Annotated in this window: 9 protein-coding genes and 2 tRNA genes; 7 read left to right on the top strand and 4 right to left on the bottom strand. The window is 51.1% G+C overall.

Annotated features, from left to right (window positions below; all coding sequences use genetic code 11):
- Positions 1-52: 52 nt before the first annotated feature.
- Both ACQY6Y_RS00865 and ptsP read left to right on the top strand, forming a co-directional pair.
- The gene (locus tag ACQY6Y_RS00865) at positions 53-1,042 is read left to right on the top strand and encodes a 1-phosphofructokinase family hexose kinase (RefSeq protein WP_428378418.1); all 990 of its coding nucleotides are present in this window, start codon (positions 53-55) and stop codon (positions 1,040-1,042) included.
- A gap of 138 nt (positions 1,043-1,180) precedes the next feature.
- Complete coding sequence (ptsP, locus tag ACQY6Y_RS00860) at positions 1,181-2,884, top strand: phosphoenolpyruvate--protein phosphotransferase (protein WP_428379929.1); 1,704 nt, start codon at positions 1,181-1,183, stop codon at positions 2,882-2,884.
- A 75-nt stretch (positions 2,885-2,959) separates the two neighbouring features.
- On the opposite strand, the gene ACQY6Y_RS00855 is transcribed toward ptsP, so the two are convergent.
- Positions 2,960-3,883: a diacylglycerol/lipid kinase family protein gene (locus tag ACQY6Y_RS00855; RefSeq protein WP_428378417.1), complete on the bottom strand. Its 924-nt coding sequence runs from the start codon at positions 3,881-3,883 to the stop codon at positions 2,960-2,962.
- A gap of 169 nt (positions 3,884-4,052) precedes the next feature.
- On the opposite strand from ACQY6Y_RS00855, the gene ACQY6Y_RS00850 reads away from it, so the two are divergent.
- Positions 4,053-5,159, top strand: a complete 1,107-nt coding sequence (locus ACQY6Y_RS00850) for an IS110 family transposase (protein ID WP_417147477.1) — start codon at positions 4,053-4,055, stop codon at positions 5,157-5,159.
- A gap of 355 nt (positions 5,160-5,514) precedes the next feature.
- Here ACQY6Y_RS00850 and ACQY6Y_RS00845 read toward each other — a convergent pair.
- Together ACQY6Y_RS00845 and ACQY6Y_RS00840 are read right to left on the bottom strand one after the other, a co-directional pair.
- Positions 5,515-5,588: transfer RNA gene (locus tag ACQY6Y_RS00845), tRNA-Gly, on the bottom strand.
- A gap of 6 nt (positions 5,589-5,594) precedes the next feature.
- Positions 5,595-5,671: transfer RNA gene (locus ACQY6Y_RS00840), tRNA-Pro, on the bottom strand.
- Positions 5,672-5,871: 200 nt separating this feature from the next.
- On the opposite strand from ACQY6Y_RS00840, the gene gdhA reads away from it, so the two are divergent.
- From gdhA to ACQY6Y_RS00825, 3 genes are all read left to right on the top strand, one after another.
- Complete coding sequence (gene gdhA, locus ACQY6Y_RS00835; RefSeq protein WP_428378416.1) at positions 5,872-7,227, top strand: NADP-specific glutamate dehydrogenase; 1,356 nt, start codon at positions 5,872-5,874, stop codon at positions 7,225-7,227.
- Between the two features lie 195 nt (positions 7,228-7,422).
- Complete coding sequence (locus tag ACQY6Y_RS00830; protein ID WP_428378415.1) at positions 7,423-7,683, top strand: hypothetical protein; 261 nt, start codon at positions 7,423-7,425, stop codon at positions 7,681-7,683.
- A gap of 175 nt (positions 7,684-7,858) precedes the next feature.
- Complete coding sequence (locus tag ACQY6Y_RS00825; protein ID WP_428378414.1) at positions 7,859-9,757, top strand: alpha-amylase family protein; 1,899 nt, start codon at positions 7,859-7,861, stop codon at positions 9,755-9,757.
- A gap of 22 nt (positions 9,758-9,779) precedes the next feature.
- Here the strand turns inward: ACQY6Y_RS00825 and ACQY6Y_RS00820 are convergent, their stop codons facing one another.
- Positions 9,780-10,634: an AraC family transcriptional regulator gene (locus tag ACQY6Y_RS00820; protein WP_428378413.1), complete on the bottom strand. Its 855-nt coding sequence runs from the start codon at positions 10,632-10,634 to the stop codon at positions 9,780-9,782.
- A 420-nt stretch (positions 10,635-11,054) separates the two neighbouring features.
- Between ACQY6Y_RS00820 and ACQY6Y_RS00815 the strand changes: the two genes are divergently transcribed.
- Entirely contained in the window at positions 11,055-12,164 is a 1,110-nt protein-coding gene (locus tag ACQY6Y_RS00815) for an ABC transporter ATP-binding protein (RefSeq protein WP_428378412.1), read from the top strand.
- The last annotated feature ends 21 nt before the right edge of the window (positions 12,165-12,185 follow it).

Below are 12,185 nucleotides of genomic sequence, written 5' to 3'. Positions count from 1 at the left end.
TTGTTCGCGTCATACTGGGATAAGCGCCACAGCGCAATGGAAGGAGACTGCGTTGATTTATACCGTCACGCTCAACCCAGCTATCGATTACGTGATGCATCCTCTAACGCTCGATATGGGTTTCACCAATCGTTCTTCAAGTGAAGAAATCTATGTCGGCGGCAATGGTCTCAACATTGCGGGCATCCTGAACGAGCTCGGTGTTGCTAACACTGCTCTTGGCATCTGCGGTGGTTTTACCGGTGAGTACCTCATCAAAACGCTTCAGGAACGCGGCGTTAGCGCAAACTTTGTCATGCTTGATAAGGGCAATACGCGCATCAATGTGAAGCTTAACGGCATTGTTATGTCCATTGTTAATGGCATGGGTCCCAAAATTCCGCAGCGCAAGCTCGAAGAGTTGCTTGAGCGCATGAACTTCATTGGCGAAGGCGACACAATTGTGCTCACGGGTTCCATTCCAGCAAGTCTGCCAGATACCACCTATGACATGATCATGAACCGTCTTGCTAATCGCGGTATTCGCTTTGTTGTAGATGCTCCCGGTACCCTGCTTCTTCGCGCACTTCCTGCCAAGCCGTTTTTGATTAAGCCAAACAACCATGAGGTTGGTCGTCTCTTTAATGAGAATCCGGAGACACCTGAAGAGTGCTTACCCTATGCTCGTATTCTTCACGAGCGCGGGGCAGCTAATGTCATCGTGTCTTGCGGCAAACATGGTTCGGCTTTGCTCGACGAAAATGGCGAGGAGCATATTACCCTTTGCCCGCCGTGCCGTTTGGTAAATGCAACGGGTGCAGGCGATTCTATGGTGGCTGGCTTCCTTGCTATGGTGGATAGCGGCCATGATTATGAGACGGCCCTTAACTTTGCTTCCGCATGTGGTTCGGCAACAGCAGCATCGAAGGCTTTGGCAAAGCGTGAGACTATTGACAGGCTCTATCTTGCTCTTGGCAAAGTGCTTGATAAGCATGCAGATGAGATTGCAGAAGCCCTCGAGCGCGCGAAGCAGACCCGTATTGAAAAAACTCCTACCGAGTAATACTGTCCCTTCCGTACTATTCGAGTGGTAGCACGTTAATATATCTTCATAAACCAAAACGCAAGTGCGTTCAGGCAGCGGGCCGCCTCGCGGTTGGCCCACCGCCCCGGGAGGGGCGACCCCATGATTGGAGGATTCATGTTAGAAGGAGTTAACGCATCGGATGGCATCGGGATTGGTGTTGCCCGCGTAGCGGTAGAGCCTGATCTCTCCTTTACTCCTCACAAACCGGAAGATGCGGAAGCTGAGAAGGCACGTTATGCCGCAGCGGTTGAGAAGTTTGTTGAGCAGACCAATGCTCAAATTGAGCGTATGAAGGTAACTGTGGGTGAGGAATCCGCAGAGATCATGACCGCTCACATTGAGTTTGCCGAGGACGATGGCATCAAGGATATGGTCAACTCCTCAATTGACGCTGGTATGTGCGCTGAGCAGGCCGTTTCCGAGGCTTATGACACCTACTACACCATGTTTGCCAACATGGAAGATGAGATCTTCCGTGAGCGCGCTGCAGACGTTGCCGATGTTAAGACGGGTCTTCTGGCCGATCTTCTCGGCAAGGAAGTTGTGGATCTTTCAACGCTGCCTGAGAACTCAATCGTTGTTGTGCACGAGCTGACACCTTCTATGACAGCAGATATCGACAAGGACAATGTTGCCGGTATCGTTACCGAGACAGGTGGTCGTACTTCTCACTCCGCCATTATCGCTCGTGCACTCGAGATTCCTGCTGTTCTGTCTGTTGCTGATGTCACCACGCTTGTTAAGACAGGCGATATGGTGGTTGTTGATGGCGCCAACGGTAAAGTTGTTGTGCGTCCAACCGATGACGAACTTCAGACCTATCGTGCGCAGGCTCGACAGTATGCTGAGGAGAAGGCAGCTCTCGAGGCTTATCGTGGCAAGCCCACTGTTACCGCCGATGGCGACCAGGTGCTTCTGGTTGCAAACATTGGTAACCCCGATGATGCCAATGTTGCTGCTGAGCACGACTGCGAGGGCGTAGGCCTGTTTCGCTCCGAGTTCCTCTTCATGGATGCTAAGGAGCTTCCGTCTGAGGATGAGCAGTTCTCTGCTTATCAGAAGGTCGCTCTTCGCATGAAGGATAAGCCGGTTATCATTCGTACGCTCGACGTGGGTGGCGATAAGGAGATCCCGTATCTCAACCTCCAGAAGGAAGAGAACCCCTTCATGGGTTATCGTGCCGTGCGCTACTGCCTGAATAACCCCGAGCAGTACAAGGTACAGCTGACCGCACTGCTTCGTGCTTCCGCCTTCGGCGACATTAAGATCATGGTTCCTCTTGTCACCAACCTTGATGAGATTCGTCAGGTTAAGGAGCTTGTTGAAGAGTGCAAGGCAGACCTCGATGCTCGCGGTGTTGCTTATAACGAGAACATTGAAGTTGGTACGATGATCGAGACCCCTGCAGCTTCTCTGATTGCAGACGATCTTGCTGCTGAGTGCGACTTCTTCTCCATTGGCACCAACGACCTTATTGGTTACACCATGTGCGCCGACCGTGGCAACGATCGCGTTGGCTACCTCTATGAGGTATATCAGCCAGCAGTCCTGCGTTCGCTGAAGCGCATCATTACTGAGGGCAATAAGGCCGGCATTATGGTGGGCATGTGCGGCGAAGCAGCTGCCGATCCTCTGCTCATTCCGGTTCTTATCTCCTTCGGTCTGGGTGAGTTCTCCGTGTCCGCACCTTCTATCCTGCGCACACGTCGTATCATTTCCGAGTGGACCAAGGAAGAGGCAGATGCTCTTACCGAGAAGGTTATGAGCCTCAAGACTGCAGCAGAAGTAAAAGCTGCTCTTCAGGCTGCTGCTCGATAAGACAGCAAGCTTCACTGCTTTTTATAAGAGCTTTAAGAGGCACCGATTTTTTCGGCGCCTCTTTTTTGTAGCGATTTACTGAGCTGAGATGACGCGTAAAGCATCCGGGATAAGTGATATCTCAAAGTGCGTGTTGACCAGCTCTTCTCCATCGGCTTGGCAGGGTGGAACCTCATCAAAGTCGAGACAGATCGTGCGCACGCGCATAAACTCAAGCACTTTCGAATGAGTATGAAGTCCTGCGCGCGCAAGCAAGAAAAGCATAAGGATATGAGGCAGCGCCGGGCGAGTTACATTTCTGCATACATCGAAGTAGCCATCAGTTATGTCCGCCTCAGGACAAATGCGAAAACCGCCGCCATAGGTTGGCCCTAGTTGAACAGTAAAAATGAGCGTCTCAAGACGTTGTGGCGGCATATCATCAAATCGAGCAATGCTTGTGAGACTTTTTCCTGCGTGTGAAAGAATCTTGAGGCCTGAGGTAAAAAAGAGCGCTTCTCCCTTTTGAGAAGAGTTACGAGCGCGCCGCTCAGTTGTATCCAAAGCTATTGCGGCATCCAGGCCAAATGAAAGCGTCTGCATAAAGTAGCTGTCGTTGACCTTTCCAACATCCACATTGCGAACGCATCCGTTCTTCAGTTGGTAAAACGCCTTCTCAACATTGTTCTTACTCATGCTGAGCGTACGCGCGTAATCATTTCCTGATCCAAGAGGAATAATGCCCAACTGTGGACGCAGATCAGCTGGCAGCGTCATCAATCCGTTTACTACTTCATGAATAACGCCATCTCCACCAAGTGCAAGAACAGTATCAAACTCAGTAGCAGTTGCGGCGAGAGCTGTGGCATCACCAGGCGCTTGTGTAAGGACAACAGTAAAACGCGAATTGGGAAGATTGCGTTTTAACAGTTCTTCCATCTGCTGCGCGCCTTCCAAACCGTGGCCACTGTGAGCAACGGGGTTGGCAATGAGAAGAATTCGTCCAAGCTCAGGAAGCACAATAAGCCTCTTCAGATCGTGGAGAGCAATACGATGTTAATGTTCTCACTGCATACAGACGATATGAGCTGAACATTGGGCCCTCCCCCTGTCGCAGTTCCGTGGGTCGGGCGACAATGGTCGTACCACCAACCGTGGCCGCGCGCCACATGCGACGGAGGAGGGCACCATGTCCAATTATGTCACAGCTATCGGCCTCGACGTTCACGCCCGCAGCATCAAGGCCTTCGCCCTAAATCCCATGAGCGGCGAGTGCGAGCGCGCGTCGTTCGGCTACGACCCGGCAGCGATCGCCGAGTGGGCACTCAGCTTCGAGGAGCCCAGGGCGGTCTACGAGTCTGGGGTTACCGGCTTCCACCTGTGCCGGACGCTGCGCGCGCTCGGGCTGGACTGCGTCGTCGGCGCTGTCTCAAAGATGCAGCGGCCTGCCGCGGACCGCGGCAGGAAGACCGACCGACGCGACGCCGAGTTCCTGGCCCGCCTGCTCGCCACTCGTAACGTCGTGGAGGTCTGGGTACCCGACGAGAGCACCGAGGCCGCCCGCGACCTTTCGCGTGCCCTTGCCGACGCCCGCGACGACCTCCAGCGCGCCAAGCAGCGGATGTCCAAGTTCCTGCTGCGCCACGGGCACGTCTTCGACGAGACCACGCCGACCGGCGCGCGCAAGGGGAACTGGACGCGCGCCTACTGGAGGTGGGCCGACGCGATCGAGTTCGCCGAGGCAGACGACGCCGCAGCCTACGAGCACTACCGCGACTGCGTGAGGCGCTGCCAGGAGGCGCGAGATGCGCTGGCGAGGAGGGTCGCCGAGTCCGCGGGACGCCCGGGGTGGAAGCCAGCCGTCGACGCCCTCAGGTGCGTGAAGGGCGTCGACGTCGCCACCGCCTTCCTGCTCGCCTGCGAGGCCGGCGACTTCTCGAGGTTCCGCACGGCGCCCGAGTTCGCGTCGTGGTGCGGCCTCACGCCCTCGGAGCACTCGAGCGGCGAGACGTTGTCGAGGGGAGGGATCACGCGCGCGGGCAACGCCCACGTGCGCTCGGCGCTCGTCGAGGCGGCCTGGCACGTACCGATGTCGTCGCGGGAGGCTAAGCCGCTCGCATCCGACCAGGAGGTCGCGCCGGCGGTGAGGCGCCACGCGGCGAAGTGCAACAGGAGGCTCCAAGACCGCCGGGAGGCGATGTCCGCGGCCGGGAAGAAGCCCGTCGTCGCCAACTGCGCCACGGCGCGGGAGATGGCGTGCTGGGTGTGGGCTATAGCGAGGATGGCCGTGGCGTAGCACCCCGCCGGGAAAGACAGGTTCCGACCCCGAGGACCGCTGCCGTTCGAGGCCGTTGGGAGGCCACTCGAGTCTTTTTTTATGGGCAGCGGGGCACCGCCACGCCCGCCAACAGACTTCGGTCGAGGCCCCCAGCCGTAGCAACGAAATGCGCAGCCGAGGAGGCCATGCGCGGATATTAGAATGCCAGACGTGCGTCGAACAGACACGCCCTCAGGTAGCGCCGGTCCCGGGCGAAGATAGGTAGGCCCGCCGCCTCCGATAGCTCCGGAGGGGGCGGGCCGGTTTTGCCTCTTGACAATGTTCAGCTCATATTAAAAAAGCCCGGAGGCTATACCACCGGGCTGACTTTTCATGGAGCGGGTGACGGGAATCGAACCCGCGTCATCAGCTTGGAAGGCTGAGGTTCTACCATTGAACCACACCCGCATGCGATGGTCGGGGCGACTGGATTCGAACCAGCGACCCTCTGCTCCCAAAGCAGATGCGCTACCAAGCTGCGCCACGCCCCGATCGCAGTGGAAAAGTATAGGCGAGAATGACGATTTTAACAAGTTAAAATAATATCTTCACCTTACTATGTACAATATGTTTCGTGACTGGTTCTATAAGGTTACGCTGAGTAAGCCACATCCTTTCAAGCTCTTTTCGAATGAGTATCCTCATAGAGGTACTTTTTGAAAAGTGGCTATTACTGTGGATTGGAGCGAATATGACTTACTCTGAGCGTGTTTTTGCTGAGCTTGAGACGCGTTATGCCGATCAGCCAGAGTTTATCCAGGCCGCACAAGAAGTTCTTGAAACGATCCAGCCTGCCCTTGATGCTCATCCTGAGTTTGAGGAGGCAAGCCTTCTCGAGCGCATTGTTGAGCCGGAGCGCATTATTATGTTCCGTGTTCCTTGGGTAGATGATGAGGGCAAGGTCCAGGTTAACCGTGCTTATCGTGTTGAGTACAACTCGGCACTTGGTCCCTACAAAGGTGGCCTTCGTTTCAATCCTACCGTTACGGTAGGCATGCTTAAGTTCCTTGGTTTTGAGCAGATCTTCAAGAATGCACTTACCACACTGCCAATGGGTGGCGGCAAGGGAGGCTCTGACTTCGATCCTAAGGGCAAGTCCAACCGCGAGATTATGGCATTCTGCCAGTCGTTTATGACAGAGCTTTGTCGTCATATTGGTCCCAATACTGACGTACCCGCAGGCGATCTTGGCGTAGGAGGACGTGAGATTGGCTATATGTTTGGCCAGTACAAGCGTCTGCGCAATGAATGGTCTGGCGTTCTTACCGGTAAGGGCCTTACCTATGGTGGTTCCCTTGCGCGTACCGAGGCAACTGGTTATGGCCTTGTCTACTTCGTAGATGAGTACCTCAAGAGCTCTGGCACTTCTTTCGAGGGTAAGACTGCTGTTGTTCACGGCTCCGGCAACGTTGCTATCTATGCAATTCAGAAAGTTGCTCAGCTTGGTGGCAAGACCATTGCATGCTCGGATACTAAGGGCTGGGTTGAGGATCCTGAGGGCATCGACTATCAGGTTCTTGAGCATATCTACAACAAGAAGCGCTCTGGACACGATCAAGGTGTAAGCCTTGCAATGTATGTCGATGAGCGTCCGCAGGCTGTGTGGCATGAGGGTGACGGCCGCGGTGTATGGCAGCTTCCTTGTGATGTTGCACTGCCCTGTGCACGTGAGAATACCCTTCTGCTTGAGGATGCTAAGGCGCTTGTGGCAAATGGCTGCAAGGTTGTGGGCGAGGGCGCTAACATGCCCACTACGCCTGATGCAACCACTTACCTTATGGAGCATGGTGTTGCCTTCATGCCTGGTAAGGCAGCAAATGCCGGCGGTGTGCTTGTATCCGGTCTTGAGATGAGCCAGAATGCCGAGCATCTTTCCTGGACGTTTGAAGAGGTTGATGGCAAGCTTGAGAGCCTTATGCGCAGCATGTTCCACAATGTGGACAACACGGCACGCGAGTATGGCCATGAGGGCAACTTCGTAATGGGTGCCAATATTGCTGGCTTCCTGAAGGTTGCTGATGCCATGATGGCTCAGGGTGTGTGCTAAAGAACCTTTTCGTTTGAAGTAGTTCAAACAAGAAGAAGCATGGATGGTGTTGACGTTTCGTTGAGCTTTTTTCGTGCAAGCGATACTATGCACGGAAGAGAGAAAGAACTCGTCCAATACCGTCCATGCTTTTGTAGTAATTTGTACCAACGGCCACTGATAGTGGCTAACTGTGTTGTATTGATGGGAGATTATATGCGTCGCGATATCGTATCGATTGTGCTGGGAGCTATTTCGATTCTCGTGGCGTTCTGCCCATTTATTGTGCTGCAGATTGTTGGTGCAGGTATTGGCGCTATAGGTTTTATTCTTGCCTGGCGTGAGAAGCGAGCAGACTATCGTCGTGATACGACATGCATAATTGGCATGGTGTGTTCAGGTACCGGCATCTTTCTCTGTTTGCTTGCTCCGGTACTCTCTCTTGTAAGCAATATCATTCTGTTTTTTATCGCCTAGCCTTAGGCTACGAGTTGCTTTTATGTTGCGCTGTGGAAAAATCTCGACAGCGTGTATGCGTATAGTTAGAATTTAGCAAGCGACAGACATATGCATGATGTTCTCTATGAGCGGTGGAGAGAGAGGATGAGTTTCTCTGCACTGTTCTTATGTTTTGTATCTATGAGGAGCACACATGCTGTCGAATACTCAATCTTCCGGTCAAGCCCATAACTCTCATGCTTCCCTAAAGAAGTCTTCTGCGCGCGATGATGCGCTTTTTGCAAGCCGCCTTGCTCGCCATCATGATGAGCTGCGCTGGCTCTACATGGAGCTTTACGATAACAGCTCAATGTTTGCTGAGCTTACAGATCAGATGAAATACTTTTATGATGCACGACCACAAGCTTTGCGCAAACTTGATGCTGAGCGAGAAGGCCGTGCATGGTATCGCAACAGCGATCTTCTTGGCATGCAAATGTATGTGGATAACTTTGCTGGCACTCTGCGTGGTATAGAGGGGCATCTAGGCTATTTAGAGCGAATCGGAGTAAATTACATCCACCTTATGCCTTTCTTGGACACCCCAGAAGATAAGAGCCGTTCAGATGGTGGTTATGCCGTCTCAGATTTTCGACGTGTAAAGCCTGAATTTGGCACCATGGACGATCTTTCACATCTCGCTGAGAAGTGCCATAGCCGTGGCATAAGCCTTTGTATGGACTTTGTTATGAACCACACCTCAGACGAGCATGAATGGGCACAGCGTGCTCGCAGAGGTGAGGGTGAATACATGAGCCGTTATTTCTTTACGAATGACCAAGCTCTTATTGATCGTTACTATCGTGATGTACCACAGGTCTTTCCTACAACCGCTCCGGGGCATTTTACCTATCTGCCTGAGTTACGTCAGTGTGTAATGACGCAGTTCTATCCGTATCAGTGGGATCTTAACTACCGAAATCCACGCGTTTTTAATGAGATGATGTACAACTTTTTGTACTTAGCCAATCAGGGTATAGACATTTTCCGTCTTGATGCGGTGCCTTACATTTGGAAGCAGTTTGGAACAAACTGTCGCAATCTCCCTCAGGTGCATTCAATCGTGCGCATGATGCGCATGATAGGAGAGGTTGTATGCCCTGGCATCGCACTGTTGGGCGAGGTCGTGATGGCTCCTGTTGAGGTAGTGCCTTACTTCGGTACCGTTGAGAAGCCCGAGTGTCATATGCTCTACAACGTAACCACTATGGCTACAACCTGGAGTTCTGTGGCATGCCGAGATACGCGTCTCTTACGCAGCCAACTGGAAACAGTATGTTCACTGCCTCGTGAATACACCTTCCTCAATTATCTGCGGTGTCATGATGATATTGGCTGGGGACTCGATTACGCCACACTCTCTCATTGGGGAATGCAGGAAGTGGCGCATAAAAGCTATCTCAATGACTATTTTCAGGGCTTTACCGAAGGCAGTGTGAGTCGCGGAGAACTGTATAACGCCGATCCTGTAACGGGTGATGCACGTTTTTGCGGTACTACTGCCTCTATGTGCGGTATCGAGGCTGCAGGTTTTGAAAATAACGAAGCAGCAATGCAGGCGGCTATTCGAAAAGACATCATGCTTCATGCCTACTTGCTTACGCAATCCGGCTTGCCAATTATTTATAGTGGTGACGAGGTTGCCCAGGTTAACGATTACACGTATAAGGATGACCCCGAGAAGGCTGACGACTCACGTTATATTCATCGCAGCCCCTTTAACTGGAAATTAGTTAAGAATATTGATAAGAAAAATACCGTGCAGCACCACGTTTTTACGGCTATTCAAAAGCTTGAAGAAATTCGCCGTTCAAACGATGTGTTTGATGCAGATGCGGACGTTGCGATAGTGGACTATAGCGATCCCGCCATTCTATGGATTACCCGACACGCCGGAAAAAAGACGCTCTATGCAGTCTTTAACTTCTCTGACGAGACTCGTAAGGTGTGGATGCCACAGGAAGCCTCCTACACCAATCTTATCGACGGGAAGACAAGCAAGTTTGCATCGTTCTCACTGGATAGCTGGGATTTTGCGTGGTGGATCATGTAGGCATACAGTGTTGGATTTTGTATTAATGCGTAACATGTTCACTTCTCCAGGTTCGTGGAGACATGCCCATGGCATTCTTAAATGCACGTGAGAAATGTAACTGGTTCGGATAGCCTACTGCTTCCCCAACTTCATGAATGGAAAGGCCTGAAAGCTTGAGCAGGTCACAGGCTTTTTCCATACGATATTGAATGAGATATTGTTGAGGAGATATGCCCATAACGTCTTTGAAAAGCTTGCCAAAGTAGCTGCGGTTAATTCCGCAGCTACGGGCAATATCTTCAACTGAGATATCGTGCTGGTAATTGTTTTCTACAAAGGTGAGAGCGGTATCAATATAAAAACTATTTCTAAGGTTGGCATGATCGACTCGATGTGGCTCTGCTGAACGAATAAGCGCATCGAAAAAATAATAGGTTGTTCCCACCAAATAGAAGTCTGAGTCTGAACGACGGTCGAGCAAAGTCTGCATGGTCTGATACATCTGGTCACGAAGCGCCTGATCTTGCGAGCGGTAAATTGGATATGACTTTGTAAGTCCAACGCGCTCAAGTGCTCGACGCACATGCGTTCCGTCGAATTCAACCCAAATGTATTCCCAAGGATTGAGTGAGCTTGCTGAGTATGTAGTAACCTGACCTGGGAAAATAAGAAAACCCTCATTGGCGTGAACGGGAAAACTTACCTGCTTTCCATCATCAAGCGTTGAGGTGAGGGTGCCTTCGCCTTCAATGATGTAATGAAAAAGGTAGTGAGACCGTCGTGCGGGGCCATACATATACGACGGCCTGCATACCTCACGTCCATATTGATAGGGCATGAGGTCGGTAAATGAGCTTCCACTAAATACAGAGTATTCAATCTCATGCGGTCTCATAGCAATCCTTTCTTCTCTCTTTGGACAACAGAATTATATATCAAAATGCTACAAAATATATAAAAAGATATAAAAATTAGGTATATAGATATAATAAAGGTATAAAAGTATTTCAGACGAGTGAAGCTGACAGGGTTTTCAGTTTTATCGATAAATATAGAGGTAAACGACATAAAAGAATTGATACCCTATAGTTACTTCTTACATTCCATTTACGTTAAAAAATGAACCGTTTATCGAAACAGTTAAGAATAATTTTAAAAATATAAGTCATCTACCTGTGTAAACGTAAATAAAGATAGGAAATATACCTAAAAGCAAGATAAAGTAGAAAAATGATAACTCTACAATGCAAGACGTTATGCTTTTGTTTGTCGCGCCTACAAAGCTTGTTGATACCTGCGTGGAAGGGGAAGCTCGATGGCAGAACTCACGCTCGAACATGTGAGCAAGAAATATCCCAATGGCTACGAGGGGGTGAAGGATTTTAACCTCGAAATTGCCGACAAGGAATTCATTATTTTTGTTGGACCGTCGGGTTGCGGTAAGTCAACAACGCTGCGCATGATTGCCGGACTTGAAGATATTACTTCCGGCACGCTCAAGATTGACGGGAAGGTTGTGAACGATGTCGAGCCAAAGGACCGCGACATCGCTATGGTCTTCCAGAATTATGCACTGTACCCCCATATGACTGTCTATGAGAATATGGCGTTTCCGCTGCGTCTGCGCAAGGCCGACTCCAAGGAAATTGACAGGGTTGTGCATGAGACTGCTCGAATTCTTGACCTTGAAAAGCTCTTGGACCGTAAGCCCTCCGCGCTTTCAGGTGGTCAGCGTCAACGTGTAGCTATGGGTCGTGCAATTGCTCGTAACCCCAAAGTCTTTCTCATGGATGAGCCACTTTCAAACCTTGATGCAAAGCTTCGTGTACAGATGCGTGCCGAGATCTCGAAACTGCACGATCGTTTGGGCGCCACCATTATTTATGTAACGCACGACCAAACTGAAGCTATGACGCTTGGTACTCGTATCGTTGTTATGAAAGATGGCGTCATGCAGCAGGTGGACACACCTTCGAAGCTCTACAACGAGCCTTGCAATCTTTTTGTGGCAGGCTTTATTGGTTCTCCTCAGATGAACTTTGTCGATGCCACTGTAGGCGAGCGCGCCGGAAAGATTACGCTCACCTTTGGTTCAAACACCATTACGGTACCTGAGTCAAAGGCTGCTGCATTAAGGCCATATATTGGCAAAGTTGTTGTTGCCGGAATCCGTCCTGAAGACGTTGTTGAAGAGCACGAATATTCCGAGCAAAAGTTTTTGTCTGAGTCGATTGAGGCGTCTGTAACTGTTTATGAGCTTCTCGGTTCAGAGGCAATGATTTATGGCGAGGTTGACGGCGGCGTTATCTCCGCGCACCTCTCTGCAACAAATCCTGTTCGTACAGGCAGCCGGATTAAGGTCGCTTTTGATGTGAACAAGCTTCATGTATTCGATAAAGAGACCGAGCTCGCCATTGTTCATTAAGCCCGAAAGGAGACCCAAGTT

Origin of the sequence: Olsenella sp. Marseille-QA0557 (genome assembly GCF_965119725.1) — a bacterium.
Taxonomy (GTDB): Bacteria; Actinomycetota; Coriobacteriia; order Coriobacteriales; family Atopobiaceae; genus Coprovicinus; species Coprovicinus avistercoris.
Note: the sequence above shows the minus strand (reverse complement) of the source record. Positions and strands in the feature narration are given on the sequence as shown.